The sequence below is a fragment of the Brevibacterium sp. GP-SGM9 genome (assembly GCF_047300845.1).
GTDB lineage: Bacteria > Actinomycetota > Actinomycetes > Actinomycetales > Brevibacteriaceae > Brevibacterium.
Map to the genome: position 1 here is coordinate 938,167 of NZ_CP178563.1, position 22,791 is coordinate 960,957.

The 22,791-nt window shown below is 65.7% G+C and carries 19 protein-coding genes; 9 read left to right on the plus strand and 10 right to left on the minus strand.

All coding sequences use genetic code 11. The features are described 5' to 3' along the window. Positions 1-15: 15 nt before the first annotated feature. Positions 16-1,356: an MFS transporter gene (locus tag ACH82I_RS04260; protein WP_230743573.1), complete on the minus strand. Its 1,341-nt coding sequence runs from the start codon at positions 1,354-1,356 to the stop codon at positions 16-18. Between the two features lie 235 nt (positions 1,357-1,591). Between ACH82I_RS04260 and ACH82I_RS04265 the strand changes: the two genes are divergently transcribed. Beyond that, on the plus strand, positions 1,592-2,086 hold the full coding sequence (locus tag ACH82I_RS04265) for a flavin reductase family protein (RefSeq protein ID WP_413335717.1): 495 nt from the start codon (positions 1,592-1,594) through the stop codon (positions 2,084-2,086). An 84-nt stretch (positions 2,087-2,170) separates the two neighbouring features. Then, complete coding sequence (locus ACH82I_RS04270) at positions 2,171-3,223, plus strand: Rv2578c family radical SAM protein (protein WP_413335719.1); 1,053 nt, start codon at positions 2,171-2,173, stop codon at positions 3,221-3,223. Between the two features lie 66 nt (positions 3,224-3,289). On the opposite strand, the gene ACH82I_RS04275 is transcribed toward ACH82I_RS04270, so the two are convergent. After that, a complete protein-coding gene (locus ACH82I_RS04275) occupies positions 3,290-4,078 on the minus strand; it encodes a helix-turn-helix domain-containing protein (protein WP_413335721.1) in 789 nt (262 codons plus the stop codon). 310 nt (positions 4,079-4,388) lie between these two features. On the opposite strand from ACH82I_RS04275, the gene ACH82I_RS04280 reads away from it, so the two are divergent. Together ACH82I_RS04280 and ACH82I_RS04285 are read left to right on the plus strand one after the other, a co-directional pair. Further along, positions 4,389-5,279 (plus strand): ABC transporter substrate-binding protein, encoded by an 891-nt coding sequence (locus tag ACH82I_RS04280; RefSeq protein WP_413335722.1) that lies wholly within the window; start codon positions 4,389-4,391, stop codon positions 5,277-5,279. A gap of 69 nt (positions 5,280-5,348) precedes the next feature. After that, positions 5,349-6,083: a DsbA family oxidoreductase gene (locus tag ACH82I_RS04285; protein ID WP_413335724.1), complete on the plus strand. Its 735-nt coding sequence runs from the start codon at positions 5,349-5,351 to the stop codon at positions 6,081-6,083. Between the two features lie 67 nt (positions 6,084-6,150). Here the strand turns inward: ACH82I_RS04285 and ACH82I_RS04290 are convergent, their stop codons facing one another. Further along, positions 6,151-6,807, minus strand: coding sequence for a TetR/AcrR family transcriptional regulator (locus ACH82I_RS04290; RefSeq protein ID WP_413335726.1), 657 nt, complete (start codon positions 6,805-6,807; stop codon positions 6,151-6,153). A gap of 229 nt (positions 6,808-7,036) precedes the next feature. Between ACH82I_RS04290 and ACH82I_RS04295 the strand changes: the two genes are divergently transcribed. Beyond that, positions 7,037-9,529, plus strand: coding sequence for an ABC transporter permease (locus tag ACH82I_RS04295; RefSeq protein WP_413335728.1), 2,493 nt, complete (start codon positions 7,037-7,039; stop codon positions 9,527-9,529). Positions 9,530-9,610: 81 nt separating this feature from the next. Beyond that, entirely contained in the window at positions 9,611-10,348 is a 738-nt protein-coding gene (locus ACH82I_RS04300) for an MgtC/SapB family protein (protein WP_413335730.1), read from the plus strand. A 121-nt stretch (positions 10,349-10,469) separates the two neighbouring features. Here the strand turns inward: ACH82I_RS04300 and ACH82I_RS04305 are convergent, their stop codons facing one another. The 4 genes from ACH82I_RS04305 to ACH82I_RS04320 form a co-directional block, all read right to left on the minus strand. Further along, entirely contained in the window at positions 10,470-11,660 is a 1,191-nt protein-coding gene (locus tag ACH82I_RS04305; RefSeq protein WP_413335732.1) for a M20 metallopeptidase family protein, read from the minus strand. A gap of 124 nt (positions 11,661-11,784) precedes the next feature. Continuing rightward, entirely contained in the window at positions 11,785-13,086 is a 1,302-nt protein-coding gene (locus ACH82I_RS04310) for an amidohydrolase family protein (RefSeq protein ID WP_413335734.1), read from the minus strand. A 31-nt stretch (positions 13,087-13,117) separates the two neighbouring features. Then, on the minus strand, positions 13,118-13,744 hold the full coding sequence (locus ACH82I_RS04315) for a TetR/AcrR family transcriptional regulator (protein ID WP_413335736.1): 627 nt from the start codon (positions 13,742-13,744) through the stop codon (positions 13,118-13,120). Between the two features lie 108 nt (positions 13,745-13,852). Then, positions 13,853-14,455, minus strand: a complete 603-nt coding sequence (locus ACH82I_RS04320) for a TetR/AcrR family transcriptional regulator (protein WP_413335738.1) — start codon at positions 14,453-14,455, stop codon at positions 13,853-13,855. A 79-nt stretch (positions 14,456-14,534) separates the two neighbouring features. Here ACH82I_RS04320 and ACH82I_RS04325 point away from each other — a divergent pair, with 79 nt between their 5' ends. Then, on the plus strand, positions 14,535-15,743 hold the full coding sequence (locus ACH82I_RS04325; protein ID WP_413335740.1) for an ABC transporter permease: 1,209 nt from the start codon (positions 14,535-14,537) through the stop codon (positions 15,741-15,743). 199 nt (positions 15,744-15,942) lie between these two features. Continuing rightward, positions 15,943-16,770, plus strand: a complete 828-nt coding sequence (locus ACH82I_RS04330; protein ID WP_413335742.1) for a hydrolase — start codon at positions 15,943-15,945, stop codon at positions 16,768-16,770. A gap of 119 nt (positions 16,771-16,889) precedes the next feature. Here the strand turns inward: ACH82I_RS04330 and ACH82I_RS04335 are convergent, their stop codons facing one another. The 3 genes from ACH82I_RS04335 to ACH82I_RS04345 form a co-directional block, all read right to left on the minus strand. Continuing rightward, on the minus strand, positions 16,890-18,041 hold the full coding sequence (locus tag ACH82I_RS04335) for a fatty acid desaturase family protein (protein ID WP_230743558.1): 1,152 nt from the start codon (positions 18,039-18,041) through the stop codon (positions 16,890-16,892). 153 nt (positions 18,042-18,194) lie between these two features. After that, the gene (locus ACH82I_RS04340) at positions 18,195-18,884 is read right to left on the minus strand and encodes a response regulator (protein ID WP_413335744.1); all 690 of its coding nucleotides are present in this window, start codon (positions 18,882-18,884) and stop codon (positions 18,195-18,197) included. Then, positions 18,881-20,452 carry a sensor histidine kinase gene (locus tag ACH82I_RS04345; protein WP_413335746.1) on the minus strand — a complete coding sequence of 524 codons (1,572 nt, stop codon included), beginning with the start codon at positions 20,450-20,452 and terminating at the stop codon, positions 18,881-18,883. The genes ACH82I_RS04340 and ACH82I_RS04345 overlap by 4 nt, the downstream gene beginning before the upstream one ends. Between ACH82I_RS04345 and ACH82I_RS04350 the strand changes: the two genes are divergently transcribed. After that, the gene (locus tag ACH82I_RS04350) at positions 20,437-22,656 is read left to right on the plus strand and encodes an acyltransferase family protein (protein WP_413335748.1); all 2,220 of its coding nucleotides are present in this window, start codon (positions 20,437-20,439) and stop codon (positions 22,654-22,656) included. The two genes, ACH82I_RS04345 and ACH82I_RS04350, sit on opposite strands and share 16 nt — an antisense overlap. Positions 22,657-22,791 lie beyond the last annotated feature (135 nt).

Consider the following 22,791-nt stretch of genomic DNA (forward strand, 5'->3'; position numbering starts at 1 on the left):
GGACGGTCCGGGGTGTCACGCCTCGGCGGGGGCCCGGTTCCGGGCCTGGTCGCGTGCCGGGTCTTTGGCGCCGAGGGCGGCGATGAGTGAGAGCAGGCACAGCAGGGTGAGGTAGCCGCAGATCAGCCAGGGTGACTTCCCGCCGGCGACGTAGAGCAGGGCTGCGACCATCGGCATGATTCCGCCGCCGATGACAGTGCCGAGCTGGTAGCCCATGTTCACTCCGGAATAGCGGACCTCGATGGGGAACTGCTCGGCGAACCAGGCCGCCTGGGGGCCGTAGATGGCGTCGTGGGCGAGGTTCATGCCGAGGATGACGACGATGGGCAGGAAGGCCAGCGGACCCGCGTCGAGGAAGGCGAAGAAGATCCACCCGAACACGGCCACGCCGATGATGCCGCCGATCGTCACCTGTCGGCGTCCGACCCGGTCGGAGACCCAACCCCACAGAGGCCCGGTGAAGAGTCCGATGGCGGAGGCGATCATCACCGCGGTCACTCCCGAGGTGGAATCGTCTCGGTTCTCTGCCAGATAGCTGAGCATGTAGACGGTGATGAGGTAGAAGACGCTGTTCTGGGCCAGGCGGAGTCCGATCGTCACCAGCAGAACGCGGGGGTGCTGGGTGATGACATCGCGCAGGGGCGCCTTGGCGACCTTGCCCGAGTCCTTGAGTTCCTGGAACTCCGGTGCATCGGCGACGCCGAGACGGATCCAGAGTCCGAGCCCGACGAGCAGGGCGGAGGCGAGGAACGGGATGCGCCAGCCGAAGGAGGCGAACTGCTCCGGGGTGAGCAGATTCTGCACGAGGAAGAAGGCGCTGGTGGCCAGGAGCATGCCCGCAGCCGAGCCGATCTGGGTGAAGGAGCCGAAGAACCCGCGTTTGCGCACGGGTGCGTGTTCGACCGAGAGCAGTGCCGATCCGCCCCATTCGGCGCCCGCGGAGAGGCCTTGCACGATGCGCAGGACGACGAGGGCGACGGCGGCCCACCAACCGATGGACTCGAAGTTCGGCACCAGGCCGATGAACGTCGAGGCGATTCCCATGGACAGCAGGGAGACGACGAGGAGGGCCTTGCGCCCCACTCGGTCTCCCAGGTGTCCGGCGATGATTCCCCCGAGAGGGCGGGCGAAGAATCCGACGGCCAGGCTGGCGAAGGCGGCGAGGCGGCTGCCGAGTTCGCTGTCACTGGGGAAGAACTGGACGTTGAAGATCAGGGCGGCGGCGGTGCCGTAGAGGTAGAAGTCGTACCATTCGATCGTGGTTCCGGCGAAGGCCGAAGCCAGCACCCGCTTCTTCCCGTCGAACACCCGCCGAGGCGGGTCTTCGGTGATGGTCGCGGCTGACGATGATGTCACGACGGGTTCTCCTCGCGGTCGGGGTTCACGACAGGTCGTTGAGCAATCTAGGGACTGCGAGTCGAGGCGCGGTCGATTTTCGTCATCACGAGACTTTGAGTGTCATACGGGGACACATGTCATTTCCCATGACGGAATGCCGGTGCTTTTGTCCCGAACCTTTGCCATGATCAGAAAGACGAACACAGATGCGCTGAGCGAAATTCATGGTGAACGGAAATGCGGAGGCAGAGGAATGACTACCCACACGGTGACGCCGACGAACCTGCGTGAGACCTTCTCGCACTTTCCGCAGGGTGTGGCACTGCTGTCTGCGGAGATCGACGGTGCACCGCTGGGGCTCGTCGCCTCGACGCTGACCGTGGGCGTCTCCCTCGACCCTCCCCTGGTCAGTGTCGCCGTCCAGAACAGCTCGGCGACCTGGCCCACGTTGCGCACGGCCCCAGCCCTGGGCATCTCGCTGCTCGGCATGCATCAGTCTGCCTTGGCTCGTCAGCTGGCATCGAAGGACCGCGACCACCGCTTCGACGGTATCGACCCCGATATCGCCTCCGATGGGGCGCTGACGATTCCCGGCAGCCCGGCCCGCCTGTGGACGCGCCTGCACAGCGAGCTCGAAGCCGGCGACCACACGGTGGCGCTGCTCGAAGTCCTCGAGGCCGATGACGCCGCCGGCACCGAGGCGCTCGTGTTCCACCGCAGCGAGTTCAAGGGACTGCGCGTGTCCTGACAACAGCGCCCGCTCTGACGGCGTGCCCTGACGGCATCGCCCCCTGCCATTGACTCTCACTCGAACACGTGTTCGAATGAGAGCATGCGGTGGAACCCTCAGAATCAGACCGAGCAGGTGGCCGGACTCTTCGGAGTCAACGGGCTGCTGCGCACGGTGCGCGCCCCGGAGTTCGCGGGCATGGCCTTTCATGAGGTGCTCGCGAAATCGGCCCTCAATCGGGTTCCGCCGGCGAGCTCGATGCCCTTCACCTGGACGGTGAATCCCTACCGCGGCTGCTCGCATGCCTGCGTGTACTGCTTCGCCCGCAGCACCCACCGATACCTCGACCTCGATTCCGGCGAGGACTTCGATCGGCAGGTCATCGTCAAGATCAACACCCCCGAGGTGCTCGCCGCCGAGGTGAGCAAGCCGAAGTGGACGCGCGAGCTCGTCGCACTGGGGACGAACACCGACCCCTATCAGCGAGCGGAAGGTCGTTATCGGCTGATGCCGGGCATCATCTCCGCGCTGGCCGAGCACGGCACTCCGATGTCGATCCTGACCAAGGGAACCCTGCTTCGCCGCGATCTGCCGCAGCTCGCCCGGGCCGCCGAGGACGTGCCGGTCGAGATCAGCATGTCCATCGCCGTCCACGACGACGAGCTGCAGCAGGCACTCGAACCGGGCACCCCGACCACCTCGGCGAGGCTGGCGACCGTCCGCGCCGCGGCGGACCTCGGTTTCGAGGTCACGGTCTTCCTCATGCCCGTGCTGCCCAAGCTCACCGACTCCTTCGAACACCTCGATGCCGCATTGTCGGCCATCAGGGAAGCCGGGGCTTCCCGCGTCGTCTACGGCGCGCTGCATCTGCGGCCCGGAGCACGTGAGTGGTTCTTCTCGTGGCTCGAGCGCGAACATCCAGAGCTCCTCCCCCGCTACCGCCGCATGTATGCGCGATCTCCCTATGCTTCGAAGGAGTACCGGTCCTGGCTGGCGGCGAGGATCAATCCGCTCATCGATCGCTACGGCCTGCGCGGATCGGGCGATGACGACTATCCGAAGACGGCACGAACCGCTCGGCGCCCGAACTCGGCCGGCCACGTTCAGGCACCCGCCGTCGAACTCCAGCCTCCCCTGCAGCGCGCACTGTTCTGAGGGGCAGCAGCGCCCCGCGACCGCAGCCGGCTCGCCCCGGCATTCGCGTCAGACCGGCACGATGACTCAGCGGCGATGGAGGCGGACGTATTCGCCCGGAGTGACACCGAATTCCTTGGCGAACGCCTCGATGTAGCCGCCGGCCGTCGCGAATCCGACCGTGGAGCCGACCAGATGCACGGGAGTTCCGGCCATCAGCGAGGACAGGGAGGACAGCAGCCGCGTCCGTGTCCGCCAGCGCGCGAATCCGTGTCCGGTCTGGGACTCAAACGCTCGCGCCAACGTCCGTGAGCTCACTCCCTGGAGGGCGGCCCAATCGCTCAGCAATCTCTGCTCTCCCGGATCCGCAACGATCGCCTCGGCGACGGCGCGGGCCGCGGGGTGAACGGGCAGCGGCAGCGTCGTCTCCCTGTCATCGGCATCGCCGAGCAGATCGAGGAGCAGACGGGCGCACGCCTCCCGCCGAGTCGGACTCAGCGCTCGGCCGGGAATATGCCGCATGATCTCTGCGATGAGCGGATCACGGCGGAGCGCCCGGGTCCGCGCCCATTTCTCTCCGGTGGGGCGGAGCCTCGGGTTGAGGTAGATGCTCACGGTCGCTCCGGGGCCCAACAGCCGGTTCGAATGGAGGGTTCCGGCCGGAATCCACACCATGGTGTCGCTGTGCACGAGCCACCGATGGCCCCCGACGACGACTTCCATCCCGCCGTCGGGAAACCAATAGAGCTGATCCTGGTCGTGGCTGTGCGGCGCGAATGACTCGGCGGAATGTTCGGCGCCGGAAAAAGTCGCATCTGTCACTTCAGCGGCATCGTGGGCCGCCATGTTCCCGTCCTCGCCGTGTCCTGCTGACATTTCAGCCCTCCTCTTCGTCACAGATGACAGTACAGTGTCACCTCACCTTCATGACTGTCCGAACGGCCGAGTGGAGTCCCATCGCGGTTGAGGATAGCCTTACCTGCAGATCGGACCGCGCTGGCCGGCCGATACTCCCAGCGACCAGCATTCCCGGAAGAGAGCCTCCATGTCCCTGCGTCACAGGATCAGACCCGCCGCGCCGCTCGTCGCCATCGCGACCGCACTGCTGGTGACGGCGTGCTCCTCGTCTCCATCGGCCCCCCAGTCGGATCCGAGCGCTTCCGACTCTGCGGGAGGATCCTTCCCTGTGACCGTCGACCACGCCTATGGCTCGACCACGATCGAGGCCGAACCGAAGTCGATCGTCACACTCGGCCTCTCCGACCAGGATCCTCTGCTGGCACTCGGTGTCGCACCGACGGCCGTCGCGCCCTGGTGGGGCGACTACGAGTACGCGACCTGGCCCTGGGCGCAGGACGAACTCGGCGATGCGCAGCCGACGGTTCTCAACGGCGGCGTCCGCGATGATTCCAATCCGCCGATCGAGGAGATCGCCGAGCTCGAACCCGACCTCATCATCTCCCTGTACAACGGCACCACGAAGGAGCAGTACGAACAGCTCTCCGAGATCGCTCCGGTGGTCGTCCCGGACGAGGAGTACACGAACTTCTCGATCACCTGGCAGGAGGCGACCCGAGCAACCGGAGAGGCCCTGGGGCGAGAGGAGGAGGCTCTCGAGCTCGTCGACGAACTCGAGAGATCATTTGCCGATATCGCGAAGGAGCATCCCGAGTTCGCCGGCAAGGAGGCGATCGTGGCCGAGAGATTCGAAGCCGGCGAGTCCGTCGTGCGGACCGGCAATGACGTGCGCGCCCAGTTCTTCTCCCAGCTCGGATTCACCGTGCCCGAGGCGATCGCAGAGTTCAAGCCGAACGATGCCGGGGAGGTCTATGTCCCCGACGAGCGCATCGATGAGCTCTCGAAGGACCTGCTGGTCTGGAACGCGGGCTTCAGTCCCGAGGCGAAGAAGACCGTCGAGGATCTCGGACTCTATCGGGATCTGCCGGTGGTGCGCGGTGATGACGTCCTCTGGGTCGAAGACGAGGTCGTCTCCGGCGCGTTCAGTTGGGGAACGATTCTCAGCCTCGACTACGCACTCGACGAGATGGTGCCGCAGATCAGCCGCACGCTGAAGTAGGCCCCGGCCCTCTCGCGGCTCCGGGCGCAGGCCGGGAATAGCCTCGCCTCCGATGGGGTTGTGCGTGTCATGAAGATCGAGATCTGGTCGGACATCGCATGTCCGTGGTGCTACATCGGCAAACGTCGCTTCGAGACCGCCCTGAACGGGTTCGAGCACAGGGACGACGTCGAAGTCGAGTGGCGCAGCTTCCAGCTCGACCCGACGCTGCCCGCCCACTATGAGGGCACCGAGACCGACTACCTCAGCCGGTCCAAGGGCATGCCGGCCGAGCAGGTCGAGCAGATGTTCGCCCATGTGGCGAAGGAGGCCGCCGGTGAAGGCCTCGACTACGATTTCGACTCGATCGTCGTCGCCAACAGCTTCACCGCCCACCGATTCCTCCACCTCGCCAAGACTCACGGGCTGATGGCCGAGGCCAAGGAGACGCTGCTGTCGGGTCACTTCGAACACGGGCGGGACATCGGGGACCTCGACTACCTCGCCGAGGTGGGGCAAACCCTCGGCATCGACGCCGCGGAGACCCGCCGAATCCTCGCCGGCGAGGACTTCAGCGCCGAGGTGAAGGCCGATATCGCCGAGGCACAGGCTCTCGGCGCGAACGGAGTCCCCTTCTTCGTCATCGACCGCAGATACGGAATCTCCGGCGCTCAGTCGCCGGATGCCTTCGCCCATGCGCTCGAGACCGCCTGGGGTGAGAGTCAGAAGCTCACCGTGCTGACCGGCAACGGCTCGGAGAAGGACTCCCCGTCAGGCGAGACGTATCCCGATGGAGCGGTCTGCGGTCCCGAGGGCTGCAACTGACCCCGAGACTTCGCCCGTCCGGCGCAGCTGGGAACATTGACCATGATGCGCCTGGGTACGGGGCGACTCAGAGGTAGGGCACTGCCGGGTAGCGGATCGCCCCATCGGGCGCGGTCACGGGGCCTGCGAGCATTCCCGCGGCGGCGTCGATGAGGAACCGTCCGACCTGCTCCCATGTGCCTTTGTGTTCGCCGTCGTTCATCTTCGCCTCCTGGTCGGCGCTGACACCGATGACCATGTGAGCGAGCAGATAGGCCCGGCCGCGAAGCACACTGGTCGGGATGCCCTCGACATCGCCGCCGAAGAATCGGAGATCCTCGGGCAGACCGGACTCCGCCACCACGGACCTCATGATCTCAACGGCCGAAGGCACGGTTCCCACCTGCGAGAGGAACTGAGCACGCCAACTCGGCGAGGGCAGCCCGGCGAAGACGGCGAACAGCGGACCGAGCCGGGCACGGACGAAGTCGTGGATGCTCGGGGCGCTCCCCAGCCCGTCGATGACCTCCTGCCTGTGCACGGCCACCTCAGCGACATGCCGCTCGACAAGCGCACGCAGAAGACCGTCACGACCGCCGAAATGGTAGGCCACGGCCGAATGATTGGCCGCACCGGCGTGCTCGACGATGCGGCGGTTCGAGACGGCGTCGATGCCGTGGACGGCGAACAGCTCCTCCGCGGCGTTAAGCAGCGTTTCCCGGGCCCGGTCGCTCTGCAGTCCCATATCCTCATCTTCCGTCATCGCCGGACCACCGCGAACACGGCGGTCGAACGGCCTCGGCGCTCCGGCCTCACCACCCGAAGAGCCCTCGGATGGACCGCCTCGGCGAGTACTGACATCACGATGGCAAATCCGTGACGATTTCACAATTCTAAGTCACATGTCTTAAAGTGGTCGAGTTCAAGGTGGTCGACGGCGATCACTCGACTTCCGCGATACCTGGAGGACGACAGTGACCACACCACCGCCACGCACTCGCCGAGAGGCACGAGGGCTCGATCCGCACGACGCCTCGGATTCGGCTGAGCTGGGCTCGGATGCCCCGGATTCGGCCGACACCACCGACGCACATGCCCGCACCGACGCGGTCGACGCCGCTGCAGCGGCGAAGCGTGCGAAGGCCGAGCTGATCGGACGCACGGTCGCGATCTTCGTCATGCCTCTCATCTTCGTAGGCATGATGATCACGGGATATCTCGGCACCATGCACTCCCCCACAGCCAACGACATGCCCGTCGTCGTAGCCGGCTCGGATACGAAGGCGGCGGATACGAAGTTCGCCCTCGACGGAAACGAACCCGACGCACTCGAGGTCGACACCGTCGACGATGCGCACACCGCCCGCCAGATGGTCGTCGACCGTGAGGCCTCGGCAGCCGTCGTCGTCAAGGGCAAGACGGCCACCCTCTACACGGCAAGCGGCGCCGGAGCCCAGCAGGCGACGACGGTCACCGGACTCGTCATGCCCACCCTCCAAGACGAAGGCCTCGAGGTCGAGACCGAAGACGTGACCCCGCTGCCCGACAACGACCCGACGGGCCTGGGTGCCATGTTCCTCATGACCGCGATCGTCATGGCCGGGTATCTGCCCTTCAGCGTGCTCCGCTCGAACTCGCCCGAACTGCTCAAGTTCAAGCGCATCGTGCCGATCCTCGGCGCGTGGGCGGCGGTCATCGCCGGTCTGGTCTGGACGGTCACCTGCCCCATCCTCGACATCGTCGACGTCAAGGACACCGTCGCCGTCCTCGGCGTCGCCTGGTTGGGTGTGTTCGCGATCGCCTGCGTCCAACTCTTCATCACCCGACTCTTCGGTTCGATGGGGGTGATCTTCGGCATCCTCTTCCTCATGGTCCTCGGCATGCCCTCGTCGAACATGGCCATGCCGGTCTACACCATGCCCCCGTTCTACCGCTTCACCCACGAATTCCTGCCGATGCCCGCCATCGGCGAATCCCTGCGCTCGGTGCTCTATTTCAACGGCACCGGCGTCACCGGCCATCTCCTCGTGCTCGCCATCGGGGCCGTCGTCGGGCTGCTGCTGACGAAGGGCTACGACTTCATCTCGCACCGGCGCAACCCCGATCCGCAGCCGCTCACCGTCAACATCCCGTCCCTGCACGGCGGCCGACGGCCCGATTCGAAGGTGCTGCGCTACATCTCCCTCGCGATCTTCCCGCTGGCCATGGTGACGATGATGATCACCTTCATGCTCGGCGCGATGGGCTCACCCACGCCCAAGGACATGCCGGTGACCGTGGTCGGATCCTCGAGCGAGCAGGCCAAGGACACGATCGCCGACCTCGAGAAGAGCATGGGCAAAGACATGTTCGACTTCACGGCCACAACCGATGAGGACGAAGCTCGCGCTCTCGTCGAGGATCGGGACGAGGTCGCCGCCCTCGTCCTGCCGACGGAGCAGAATCCCGACTTCACCCTCATCGCCAATGAGTCGGGCAACAACAGCGCCTACCGTGTCGTCAATCAGGTCTTCGACCAGGTCGCCTCCGCTCAGGACATGGACCTCCAGGTCGACGACGTCGCTCCGCTTCCCGATCGGGACAAGAACGGCGTGGTCGTCATGTACGTCGCGATGGGCTGGGTCCTCGCCGGGTTCATGGTCGTCATCGTCGGCGCCAATGCAAACCCGTGGAGTCGTCCGCTCAAGCGGATGCTGCCTCTGACCGCGGTCTATTCGCCGTTCATGTCTCTGGTCGTCGCGCTCATCGCCGGACCCATCACCGGTGCCGTCGACGGACACTTCGCGCAGCTGTGGGGAGACGGAATCATAGCGATCTTCTGCATCGCCATGTTCGCCATGATCTTCGAGCGGCTCATCGGCATGCTCGCGATCATTCCGGTCATCGGCACGCTCATGTTCGCCGGCATGCCGGCCTCCAACGGCGCGATCTCGGAGTACATGACGCCGACGTTCTTCTCCACACTCCACGACGTCCTGCCGATGCCGGCGGCCGTGGAGACGATTCGGTCGATCATCTACTTCGATGGTGATGTCGTCACCGAGCATCTGCAGGTCCTCGGCCTGTGGGGACTCGTGTCGCTGGCGCTGGTCTTCCTCATCGACAGCGTCAAGCCGCCGCGAACCGAGCACGATTTCGGCAATCTCCATCTCGAACAGGAGCGCGAGAAGGCCAAGCAACGGGCCAAGCAGGCAAAGGCACTCGAGGCCTCTGCGCCCCTGCGCACCGTTTCGGCACATCGGAGTCCGGCGAGCTCACAGACCGTGCGCTCGACGGTCGTCGAGGACTCCCCCGGCGAGACGAGTTCTCCTTCTCAGGTAGCTTCCCCCGCCGAGGCGGCCGACCGCCGCGTCGCGCCCACCGCCGGTGATGGCCTGAACCACCGCCGCACCGAGGCGACCGCCGAGTCTGCAGCGGGCGGCTCTGCGGCGGGCGACGAACACGAGTGGATTCCCTCGACGGTGTAGGCGCCTTCTCCGCACCGCGCAGACGACTGTGGGACCCCGCGCTGTCGGCCGGGGCCCCACAGGTCTAATGTGAGGTGGACTATGGGTTCTCAGATCGATCTCTTCAGTTCCACCGGCCTCATCGAAGCCGAGCTGCTCCTGGCCAGCTTCGTCTTCTGTTCCCTCATCGGGTTCGAACGTCAGTTCCGCCAGAAGAGCGCCGGCTATCGCACCCATGTGCTCGTGGGCATCGGCACATGCGCGTTCACCTTGGTCTCGGCCTACGGCTTCGCCGGAGTCCTCGACAACGATGTCCGCCTCGATCCCTCGCGGATCGCGGCGCAGATCGTCTCGGGCATCGGCTTCCTCGGTGCCGGAGTGATCTTCAAGGGTCGGAATATGGTCCGGGGCCTGACCACGGCCGCCACCATCTGGGTCACGGCCGCCGTGGGCATGGCCTGCGGCGCCGGGATGGTCACACTGGCGGCGATGCTCACGGCGCTGCACCTGCTGACTCTCTTCGTCATTGCTCCCCTGATCCGTCGGATCCCGGACAGCGATCACCGCAAGCTGCTGCGCATCGCCTACCGGGACGGCTCGGGAATCCTGCGCGACATCCTCGCGGTTGCAAGCACCATGGGGTTCTCGAACACCATCGTCGACTCCAAACGCTTCGACTCCGCCGAAGGGGTGAAGATGGTCCAGATCGATGTGAAGTTCGAGGGCAAACCGCCTCTGCACATGCTCATTCCCCCGCTGATGGAGCTGGCGGGAGTCGACAAGGTGAGCATGCGCGAGGACCGGGTCCATTCCGTCGATGAGGACGGCGACACCGTCTGATCAGACGAGCCGACATCAGGCGCCGACTGTTCGCCTTCGGCCCAACGGATGCCTTCGGCCCGAAGGATGCCCCAGGTCCCAAGGATGCCCTTGGTCCCAAGGATCCCCTCAGCCCGAGCGATCAGCTCCGCCGCGTCCGCTCCCAGGCGAGGGTGGCGAGCGCCGCCGCCTGATCGGGCAGATGAGAGTCATCGAAGAGCACCTCGGGCGAATGGTTCGTCGCGGCGGTCTCCGGGTCGACCCCGTCCGGGGACACGAAAAGGAAGAGGAATGCGCCGGGCACCTGCTCGAGGACATAGGAGAAGTCCTCGGAGCCCATCACCGGATTGGGCGATTCGACGACGCGTGACTGCCCGAATGCTCCGCTGAGCGTCTCGGACACGAATCGTGCCTCGCCCTCGTCGTTGACGGTCACCGGGTACTGCTCGACCCATTTCACCTCGGCGGTGCATTCGTGGGCGGCGGCGATGGATTCGGCCAACCGCGTCGCCGCGGTCGGGAACGACTTCGTCGTCTCGGCGGAGAGCGTCCGCACGGAGGCGCCGAGGCTGGCCGTGGCGGGGATGATGTTCACAGCGTCGCCGGCTTCGAGTTGGGTCACCTCGGCGACGATGGGATCGAAGACGCTGAAGGTGCTCGTGACCATGGAGTACAGGGCCTGACCGAATTCCAGGAGCGGACGGATGGGGTCGGTCGAGTCCTCCGGGCGGGAGCTGTGTCCGCCCTTTCCGTGCATGGTCACGTGCAGCGTGTTCGCTCCGGCCATGATCGTGCCCGGTCGGGTGACGAAGGTCCCGGGGACGCCCGGGGCGACGTGAATCGCATAGGCGGCGTCGGGGGTGCCGCCGATGGTGTCGAACATCCCTTCGTCGAGCATGATCTTCGCCCCGCCCTGTCCTTCCTCGCCGGGTTGGAGCATGAAGGCGACGGTGCCGGCGAGCTCGTCCTGGTGGGCCGACAGCAGCTTCGCGGCACCGACGAGACCGGTCACGTGAAGGTCGTGTCCGCAGGCGTGCATGTTTCCGTTCGTCGAGGCGTAGTCGAGTCCGGTCGCCTCGGTGACTGGCAGCGCGTCCATGTCGCCGCGCAGCAGCACGGTCGGGCCGGGCCTGCCGCCGCGCAGCACCGCGATCACGGAATTGAGGCTCGTGCCCGTGGTGATCTCGAGGGGCAGACCGGCGAGTGCGTCGAGGATCTTCTTCTGAGTCAGCGGCAGTTCGAGGCCGATCTCCGGGTGGGCGTGCAGGTCTCGGCGCAGGTCGCGCAGTTCATCGGACAGGTTCTGCGCTTCGGTCGGGAAATCGATCGTCATGGTGCATCCTCTGCTGTGGTCGGAGTTGATGTAGTGGTTGGGGTTGATGCTGTGGTCGGGGTTGTTCTGTGATCGGGGTCGGTGATGGAGTCGGATCGGAGGTCCGCTCGGCGCACCGGGGTGCTCATCCGAGGGCAGCGCGCTGCACCGGACGGCCGAACCATCCGTCTGCGTCTTTGACGGCAGCTCCGCCCTGGAGGACGACCTTGACGTTGTCCGGCTCGGCCAAACGTGCGATGTCTGCCAGCGGATCGAAGTCGACGATGACGAGGTCGGCCAGCTTCCCCTCCTCCACCGTGCCGATGTGGTCTCCGAGGCGCAGCAGTTCGGCCGCATTCCGGGTGCCCGCGACGATCGCATCCATCGGGGAGAGGCCGAGCTCGACGGCGTGCATCTCCTCCCGCAGGTTGACTCCGTGCGGGCACACGCCGGCATCGGTGCCGAGAGCGACCCTGACGCCGGCCTGCATGGCCTGCGCCACTCGCTCCCGGGCGATCGCCGACCATCTCACCTTCTTCTCGTAGAGGTAGCTCGGCACGTCCTTCGGGTCGGGCACGCGCAGAGCGCTGCTGAGCGTAGGCACGAGGAACGTCTCGTGCTCGAGCATGAGGTCGATGCCTTCGTCGTCGATGCCATAGCCGTGTTCGATCGACCGGACGCCGCCGCGGATGGCGGCCTTGATGCCTGCGGCTCCCTGGGCGTGGGCGGCCACCGGCTGACCGGATCTCTTCGCCGTCTCCTCGACGATGAGTCGCACATGCTCTTCGGGCACCCCGATGTCGTCGGGCGTGTCGGTCGGACTGGAGACTCCGCCGGTCGTGCAGACCTTGATCACATCGGCCCCGGAGTGGATGAGGAGACGGATGGTCCGACGGACATCGTCGTCGGTGTCGATGATCGGATCGACGGGCATCTCCGGCATCGTCCGCAGCCCGTTGGGCATGGTGAAGTCGGTGTGTCCGCCCGTCGGAGACAGCGGGGCGATCGCCAAGTGGATCCGAGGTCCAAGAATCAGCCTCTGTTCGATGCTGTCTCGGAGCCCTCGGTCGGTGCCCCCGAGGTCGCGTGCCGTGGTCACACCGGCCATCAGAGTGCTCCTGGCGTTCACCGCGCTGCGGACCACCCGTTCCGAGGCGAATCGAGCGAGGTTGGCCTCTTGGTTCTCGATGGAGAGGCTGAGGTGGACATGGGAGTCGATGAATCCCGGCATGACCGTGGTTCCCTCGAGATCGATGATCCGAGGCTTCTCCCCCGCCGAGGTGGTCCCTTCGTTCCGGCGGACACCGGCGTAGACGATGCGGTCGTCCTTGACTTCGATCTCGGAGGAGGTGATCGGGCCACCGCCGTTGCCGTCGATGAGAGTCGCTCCACGGAGGAGGAGATGCTCGGACCCGGACAGTGCGCCGGGAACATATGCTGCTGGCATTGCGGTCGGTGTTTCCTTTCGGGTGTGCAGATCACACAGAGGTCGTCGCCCTGCGTGCGGCTCGGCTCGACGAACTGAGCAGGGAGCGGATCAGTCTGCGATAGGAGTCCTTCATCTCGGCATCGGTGTGAGCCTTCGAATCGGGTTTGACGGAGAGTCGAAACAATGTGAAACCGGCGATGGCGTCGAGAATGAGGTCGTGATCGAGGTCCGCGCCGATCTGCTCACGGAACTGTGCCCGTTCCAGGATGTCCCGACCGATCACATGGCGCGCCTGCATATAGCCCTCGGAGATGAGGGGAATCACCTCGAGGTCGAACAGCGCCAGGAGCACACCATTCTGACGGTGTTCCGAAGCGCCCTCCTGCCGGAAGTTGACCAGATGCTGCCACGCATGTTCGACGAGGTCCTCGACAACATCGCCCGTGTCCGGAGTCCGACCGATGCTGATGCCCTCAAGGATCGCGGCTGCGACCAGTTCGGCCTTGTTCGGCCACCGACGGTAGATCGCGGTCTTACTGCAACCGACCGCGGCGGCGACGTTCTCGATGCGGAGACTGACCATGCCGACGGCATCGAGGCGACTGCGCACCTCGTCGAGGACTCGAGCGGTGAGCTCATCGTCGAGCGGTCGACCCCGCGGGGTGAGTTGCGTCATGGCAACATAGTGGCACGGCGACTCAGATGAACGCAACAGTACGTAGCGTTTCGAAATGGTGAGCTGGGATCACGCGCGGTCCGCCGATGAGAACACACGGTCGATGCCTCAGGCCACCAACTCGGCGAGAAGTGTTTCGAGCCCGGTTGCGACCCGTTGCCGGGCCTCCTCGCCGAGGATCGCAATCTGGATCATCGAGCCCTGCATCAGAGCAAGGACGGCGGGAACGAGTACATGCGCCCTGGCCGAAGCCGCGGGCACCTCCAAGCCCAGAGAGCGTTCGAAGTACGTGCTCAGATACGCCTCGAAGTGGTTGCTCAGATCCGCGAAGATCTGTCGGGCCAACTCGGTGAAATCGGAGTCATGCGATGCCTCTCCCCAGACCTGCAGCACCAGAGGGGCGAAGGGATTGTCATCGACGATTGAGCCGAGCAGCTGAGGGAAGACGACGTGCGGAGGCGGCACCTCCTCCGTTGCGGCGAAGTCTCCCAGGACGCCGACACGCTGCTCCATGATCCGTCGCCCGACGTCGATCGTCAGCTCGGCCTTCGAGGAGTAGTAGATATAGACAGCCCCGGCGGAGAGCCCGGCCTCCTTGATGATGTCGGACATCGAAGCGCCCGTGAACCCCTTGCGGATGAAGCAGGCGAGCGCGGCGTTCTGAATCCGCAGGCGCATCTCCTGCCTGTGTTCGTCAGTGACTTTCGGCACCAATCCTCCAAAACAGAATGAGCATTCTTGATAAATCGTACTCGAAGGAGTAAAAAGAACGAGTATTCGTTTTCAACGATTGGACTGTCATGCCACGAAGTTACTCAGCGGCTCGGACGGAGCTCGAGACCGCGACGACTCGCCCACCGCGACCGACCCTGCGGTCGAAGGCGCAGCCGAGAAGAGGCCGAGCCTCAAGCAGGCTCTGCTCGCAGCCGTCTTCGCCGCAGCCATCGTCAGCGTGGTGCTGCTGGCATTCAGCTGGCCGACCGTCACCTCCGATCCGAGGGATCTGCCGATCGCCGCCGTCGGCGACCAGGAGCAGATCGACCAGATCGCCGAGAACGCGCCTGAGGGAATTCTCGACCTCAAGCAGGTCGACTCAAGGGACGAGGCGGTGCAGCTGATCCACGAACGTGAGGTCTACGGAGCGTTCATCCTCGGCGATGACCCCGAGATCCTCACCTCCTCCGCCGCCTCCCCCGCGGTCGCGCAGCAGCTCAATGGCATCGGCACGTCGATGCAGCAGAAGATCGATCAGCAGGCGATCTCGGGCATGCAGGACGGCATGAAGAAGATGCAGGACGCCCTCGCCGCGGCCGCGCAGGGACCCGGCGGTCCGGGTGCGGCTTCCGGCGACCAGGCACAAGCACCCGATGCCACGGCTCCGGACGCCTCGGCGATGGAGATTCCTCAGGTGAAGATCACCGACGTCGTGCCTCTCGATGAGGACGACTCGACCGGTGCGGGCCTGGCGATCGCCGGACTTCCGCTGACCATCGGCGGCATCGTCGGCGGTGTGATCACCACGATGCTGGTCCACTCCCGTCGGATGCGTGCCGTCGCCGTCCTCGCCTACGGCGCGATCGGCGGACTGGCTCTCACGCTCATCCTGCAGTCGTGGTTCGGCATTCTACAGGGCAATTTCGGACTCAATGTGCTGGCTTCGGGACTGGCCGTAGCGGCGACCGCTGGCCTGATCAACGGGTTCGTCTCGCTTCTGGGACCGGGCGGCATCGCCATCGGCGCCGTGCTCACGATGTTCATCGGCAACCCGATCTCATCCCTGCAGGCGCCGAAGGAATTCCTCGCCGGCGCGTGGGGCGACATCGGACAGTTCTTCGTCCCCGGCGCCTCGGGAACGCTGCTGCGAGACCTCTCGTACTTCCCGGATGCCCCGATGGCGATGCAGTGGTGGGTGCTCATCGGTTGGTTCGCCCTCGGGATCGCGCTGATCCTGGTCGGGCACTTCGTCGCCCATGCGAAGAGGCGCAAGGCGCTGCACTGATTCGCAGTCATGTGTGAGAACTGTTCGGAGGCACCGAGAGTTTCGACTCTCGGTGCCTCCCTTCGTCGAGGTGTCCTGGCCCGGTTCGAGTCGGCCGACCATGCCGCGACGATCACCCCGGCCGACCACCCCGCAACGATCATGGTCATGATGGCACGTGCAGGCGGGGACTATCATCGGGGGCAGGAGGTCACACACGATGAGTGCACTGACGAACGTGACGATCTGCCGAACCTGTGGGGTCGAGTCGGACGCCTTGTCCCCGCAGCTGTGCCCGATCTGCGCCGACGAGCGCCAGTGGGTGCCAGACGACGGCCAGGAGTGGACGACGCGCGAGGAGCTCGCCGCCGAGGGACACGGCATATCGATCGAGGAACGCGAACCGGGCCTGTTCGCCCTGCGCGTGGAGCCCAAGCTCGGCATCGGTCAGACCTGCTATCTCGCGCAGACGGCGGCCGGCAATCTGCTCTTCGACGTGCCGGCCTTCATCGACGACGAGGCGGTCGCGGCGGTGGCAGAACTCGGCGGGGTCGATGCGATCGTGCCGAGCCATCCGCATATGTTCGGCGTGCAGCTCGAGTGGAGCGCCGCGTTCGCCGGCGCACCCGTCCTCATCTGCCGTGCGGACGCCGACTGGGTGCAACGTGAGGGCAACGCCATCTGGCATTTCTACCACGAGGCGCGGCCACTGCCTGGCGTCTCGGTCCATCGCACCGGCGGTCACTTCCCCGGCAGCGTTGTGGCGCTGTGGACGGGGCGAGACGGCACCGGTGTGATGCTCAGCGGTGATTCGATCGGGCCGGTCGCACGCTCGGGGAGGGTGACCTTCATGCGCAGCTTCCCGAACTATCTGCCGCTGTCGGCCAACGTCGTCAGACGCATCGCCGCCTCGGTGGCTGATCTCGACTTCGACCGGATGTACGGCAATTTCGGTCAGCAGATCTCTTCAGGAGCCTTCGACGTGGTCCAATCGTCGGCCGAACGCTATGCCGAATGGGTGTCCGGGGAACACGACGACCTGACCTGAGTCGCGACGCCACGGCCCGAGTCGTGGCGATCCGGCCTGCGTCACTATGGCCTACCCTGAGTGACGACGCCCGGTGCTCGCCGACTCTCCCCCCTGCGACTTCCGGCAGGCTCGCCTGCCTACCGCGAACGGAACTGCGCGGTGACGGGGCAGTCGAAGGGATCGGCCTGTCCCAAGCCGACACGGTTGAGGTAGCGGATGATGATGCCGTAGGACTGCAGCAGCGTCGTCTCCGTATAGGTGATGCCGCGCTCGCGGCAGTACTCGCGGACCATCGGCTGCACCTTGTGCAGGTTGACGCTGGGCATGCTGGGGAACAGGTGGTGTTCGATCTGATAGTTGAGGCCGCCCATGAGGAAGCCCATCGGACGACCGCCCGAGATATTGCGCGACATCAGGGTCTGGCGGCGCAGGAAGTCGATCTTGACGTCTTTCGGCACGATCGGCTGGCCCTTGTGGTTGGGGGCGAAGGAGCCTCCCATGTGCACTCCGAACACGGCCAGCTGGACGACGACGAAGACCGAGCCGATCAGCGGTCCGGCCGCCCAGATCGCGATGGCCGGCAGTCCGATGAGGCGAATGGCGATGAGCACTCCCTCGGTCCAGCGGCGTTTGATCGACGACTGTCCCCTGATGATCGCCTGCACCGACTGCACGTGCAGCTGCAGTCCCGCGAGGGTCAGCAGGGGGAAGAACGCCCAGCCCTGTCGAGCGGCGAACCATTTGGCGAAGCCGGTGCGCTTCTGCGCGTCCTCGGCGACGAAGACGAGCGTACCCGGGGCGATGTCGCCGTCGACTCCGGCCTTGTTCGGGTTCGCATGGTGGAGTGCGTTGTGCTTCTTCAGCCACCACCCGTAGCTGAGTCCGATGAACAGGTTGCCGATGATCGTCGACACCCACTCCCCCACCTTGCCGCTGGTGAAGATCTGCCGGTGTGCGGCGTCGTGGGCGACGTAGGCGGTCTGCGTGAACAGCACTCCGAAGACCACGGCCGTGGCGATCTGCCACCAGCTGTCTCCGATGAGGAAGAGCATCGAGAAGGCGACGACGTAGCTCAAACCCAGCAGCACGAACCGCAACAGGTTCCAGCCGGGCCTTCGTGCCAGCAGTCCCGCCTCCTTGACCTGGGCCATCAGCGCGCTGAAATCGCTGGTGAACTCCTGCTCGGCGGTGCCCCGCTTCGCGCGCCTGCGCTCGAGGACCTCCGCGCGGGACTCCCGATCGGGAGCGGGCGTCGGCAAGGGGGTGCTGATGGTCTGACTCGGGTTCATACTCCTCACGGTACGAGGCCCGGATCGATCGCGCGTCACCCCAGGGAGCCGTTTTCGACCCCCTACCCTGGTAGGGGTGCCCGCGCCGAGGCGGCTCTGCCCTGGCGCCGACACTGAGAGTCGGTGTCGTGGAGTGAGGTCAGCGCTCGGGGTTCAGGGCTGCCCACCGGGGACGACGAGACCCGATTCGTAGGCGGCGATGACCGCCTGCGCCCGGTCCCGAGCATCGAGTTTGAACAGGATCCGTGAGACGTGGGTCTTCACCGTCTGCACGGCGATGTACAGCGAGGCCGCGATCTCCTTGTTGGTTGCGCCCCGGGCGACCTGGACGAGGATCTCGCGTTCCCGATCGGTGAGATCGGGCAGGACGGAGAGGTTCGAGGTCCGTGTGCCAGCGGCGAAGTGTTCGATGACCCGCCGAGTCACGCTCGGTGCCAGCAGCCCCTCTCCCGAGGCCACCACACGGACCGCCTCGGCGAGTTCGTCCGGTGGGGCGTCTTTGAGCAGGAACCCGCTGGCGCCGGCGCGGATGGCGTCGAAGACATAGTCATCGATGTCGAAGGTCGTGAGCATGATGATCTTCGGGCCGGTGACCGCGGACTCCTCATCGCGGACCTGTGTGCGAGCGGCGGTCACGATCTCGCGGGTGGCTTCGATCCCGTCGAGGTGCGGCATGCGCACATCCATGAGGATGACATCCGGACTCACTTCGGCCGCCATCGCCACGCATTCGCGGCCGTCTTCGGCCTGGCCGACGACATCGATGTCGGGGTGAGCATCGAGGAGCGCGGCGAAGCCGGCTCTGACCATGGCCTGGTCATCGGCGATGAGGACTCGGATCACTCGTGGTCTCTTCTCTCGAGGTGGGCGCCTGGCCCGGCTGGTGGCGGTTCGGTCTGGTCTCGGTCGGTCTGTGCTCGGTCGGTCTGTCCGGGGTCGGTCTTCTGTGCGGGGCCGGTCTGTGCATGGCCGGGATCGGTGAAGGTCAGTGGCAGCACCGCTTCGACCTCGAAGGTTCCGTGTTCGGTCCAGCCGCTGCGGATCTCCCCACCGACCGAGGCGGCTCGCTCGCGCATGCCGATCAGACCCTGCGACCGGTGGTCTCCCTGCCTCCCGGTGTCGCCCGGGCCGCGGCCGGAGGTATTGACGATGCTGATCCGAACCGCACTTCCGCTGCCGCGGATGCGGATGGAGATCTCCGAGTCCCGGGCATGTCGGATGGCGTTGCTCAGCCCTTCCTGCACGATCCGGTAGCCCGCCAGTCCGGTGCTCTCGCGCAGCACCTGGTCGATCCTCTCTCCGCTGCGTTCGAGGGTGACGGAGACTCCGGCCTGCTGGGCTTTCCTCACGAGTTCGTCGATGTCGGACAACTTCGGCTGCGGGGCGAGCTCGTGGCCGCCCTCGTCGTTGCGCAGCACGCTGAGCAGACCGCGCATCTCGGTGAGCGCATGCCGTGCGGAGACGGAGATGTCATCGAATTCCCGGGCCACCTCGGCGTCGATGCCGGCATGCCGGAACGGTGCGCTCGAAGCTTGGATGTTGATGATCGACATGCTGTGGGCGACGATGTCGTGAAGCTCCCGGGCGATGCGCGTCTTCTCTTCGATCGCCACCCGCTTCGAATGCTCCTCGGCGGTGTTCTCCTGCTCCTGAATCAGCTGCGACCGGATCAGCTGCCACTGCTGGACGATGACGGCTGCGACGTAGACCCCTCCGGCGATGCAGGAGAAGATGACGATGTTGACGATCGCCGCATCCGAATGACCGGCGTGGAACAACATCCGGCCGACCATCGCCGCCGCCGCGGAGGATCCGATGCTGCCGAGCAGCGCAGCCAGGGCGATGCCCCAATGCGCCCGCAGACCGAGGATCAGGATGACGAAGGTCTGCGTGATCATCATCGGCACCATCCACGGCCAGGGTGCCCCGTCGGCGGACGGACCGAGCAGGGGCAGGACCCCGCAGGCGAGCGAGGAGGCGATGGCTCCGAACAGCGGACGCAGCATCGACAGGGGCAGACACCCGACATGGATGAGAGTGACGAGGAGCGCGAGGGCGACCGGCGCCTCGTAGAGTCCCACCGCGATCGAGGACTCGATGGCGAGCATTCCGATCGCGGTGAGGATCACCGCCACCCAGGCGAGTGCCACGGGGTTGAGGCGGCGATTCGGGGGCAGGAATCTGTCGAACAGCTGGTTGATCACCACGGCTACCGATTCCCCTTCTGCGAACCAGGCCGAGCAGAGCGGTCGGCGGGCCCGGTTCGCCTCGTCCAGATGACAGTAGCAAACCGGTCTCCGCGGACCGTGATCGGTCTCATCGGCGGCGTTCGTCGTATCATTGTTGCGCACACCTTCGGCGCGCGCCGCCGCCTCACCGACGACGAACGACCGATATGACCTCTCCTGCACAGGCGAAGCCCCACTACGACCACCTCGACGGAATCCGCGGTCTGGCGATCGCTCTCGTCGTGGTCTTCCATATCTTCGTCGGCAAGGTCTCCTCCGGTGTCGATGTCTTCCTCTTCATCGGCGGCCTGCTGCTCATCTCCTCCCAGCTGAGGAATGTCGCCGATCCGAACGGCCGCACGCTCGGCTGTTCTCTGCTCAGAATCGTCCGTCGCCTTTTGCCAGCCCTCGTCACCGTCGTCGGGGCCAGCGTCATCGGCGTCCTCATCCTCTATTCGCGGGTCGAGCTGGGTTCGCTGTTCGGCGACGCTTCCGCCGCGGTTCTGCACTGGCTCAACTGGAGACTCATCGGCGTCGACGCCGAATACGATGCGGCGGGAAGCGCGACCACGCCGTTCCAGCATCTGTGGTCGATGTCGGTTCAGCTGCAGGTCTACCTGCTCATCATCGTGCTCATCCATCTTGCTCGCCGGCTGCCGAAGGCTCGGGTGATCTTGGCGATCTCCATCCTCACCGTCGGCTCCTTCGTCTATGCCACAGTGCTCAGCCTCTCGGGTCAGCAGGCGATGAACTACTATTCGACGCTGTCGAGATTCTGGGAGATCGGTGCCGGCGGCCTGCTCGGTCTCGTCATCCTCACCTTCCGTCCATCCGCCCTGACGAGGACAGTGCTGTCCTGGGTCGGGTTGGTGCTCATCCTCTCGGTGGGGATCTTCTTCGACGGTGCGCAGCAGTTTCCCGGTCCGCTGACGCTCATCCCGCTCCTCGGCGCACTCTGCCTCGTCGTGTCCGGTCTCGACGATCGGACGGCGTCACCGGGTGCGTCGGCATCACCGGGTGCGTCGGCATCACCGGGTGAGTCGGTATCACAGGGTGGGTCGGCATCAGCGGGTGGGTCGGCATCAGCGAGTCCGAGCGGTGTGCGGGCAGGGTCTGCTCACCGGCCTCCCGCCATCGTCCGGTGTCTCGAATCGGCGCCTGCTGTCGGGCTCGGTCGGCTCGCCTACAGCCTGTATCTCTGGCATTGGCCGCTCCTCATCTTCGGGGTCAAGGTCACCGGGCTCGAGGCGAAGAATCCCCTGCTCGGCGTTCCGACCATCGTCGTCTCGCTCGGCCTGGCGTGGCTGACCTACCACTATGTGGAGATCCCGCTGCGCAGCAGCCGCGCCGTCCTGCGCCCTGCGCCGAAATCGACACGGGTGCCGGCGAGCACCGCGACGAGAGTGCGCAGGCTGCGATCCCTCGGCCTGGCCGCTGGTTTCGTCCTCGTCATCGCCTCTCCACTCGCCGTGTCCGCGGCCGCCTCTGTGCAGCAGACGTCGGACGAAACCCGAATCGCCGAGGCCGTCGCCGAGGGCCGGGATGACTCCTACCCCGGTGCCGCCGAAGTCCTCGACGATGTCGCTCCTCGAGACGATGTGCCGATCTATCCCAGCCTCGTCGACCGCACGCAGATGATGCCCGCGGCATCCTCTGATGAGTGCATGACCGACCTGGCCAGCACCGCGATCATCACGCATAAGGCCGACGGTTCCGCCTGCGAGTACGGCGATGTCACCGCGGAGAGGGAACTCTATGTCGTCGGCGGTTCGCACAGCGAGCAGTGGTTGGGTGCGCTCGACACGATCGGCAGGGAACGCGGAATCAGAATCGTTCCGTTCCTCCGTTCGGGCTGCCCGCTCTACTACGGCGGGGAGGACGACGCCAACTGTGATGCCTGGTCGCGCAGCGTCGAGGACCGCATCTATGACTCGCCTCCCAGCGAGGGCGTCTTCATGGTCTCGACACGGCCTCAAGGCGGAGACGCAGGCCATTCGGACTATGTGCCTCCGGAGTACCAGGACGTCTTCTCCCGCATCGCCGAGGCGGATATCCCGATCTATGCCGTCCGCGACAATCCCTGGTTGAAGAACGACAGGGGCGAACAGCTCGATCCGCGTGCCTGCGCCGCGCAGGATCCCGCTGCGGACGACTGCGCCGTGCCGGCCGAGGCGGAGTTCGCTCGGTCCAACCCCGCCGAGGCGGTCCTGACCGATTCCCGGATCATTCACCTCGACCTCACCGAAGCCCTGATCAAGGAAGACGCCGTACGACCGGTGATCGGCAATGTGCTGGTCTACCGCGACTGGAACCACCTCACGGATCAGTACGTGCGGACCCTCGCGCCGGAACTCGAACGGCAGATGTATCCGGTAGACCACCGCTGATCCACACGTGCCGGACAAGCGCGGCGGTCTCTGGCTTATCTTGCGACCGGCGGGACATCGGCCCCGTCGGCAGCGGACCGCCGCCTGCCGGGATATCGTCGCCGACGAATCCTTAGGGCCTGCGGGTCGGAACGG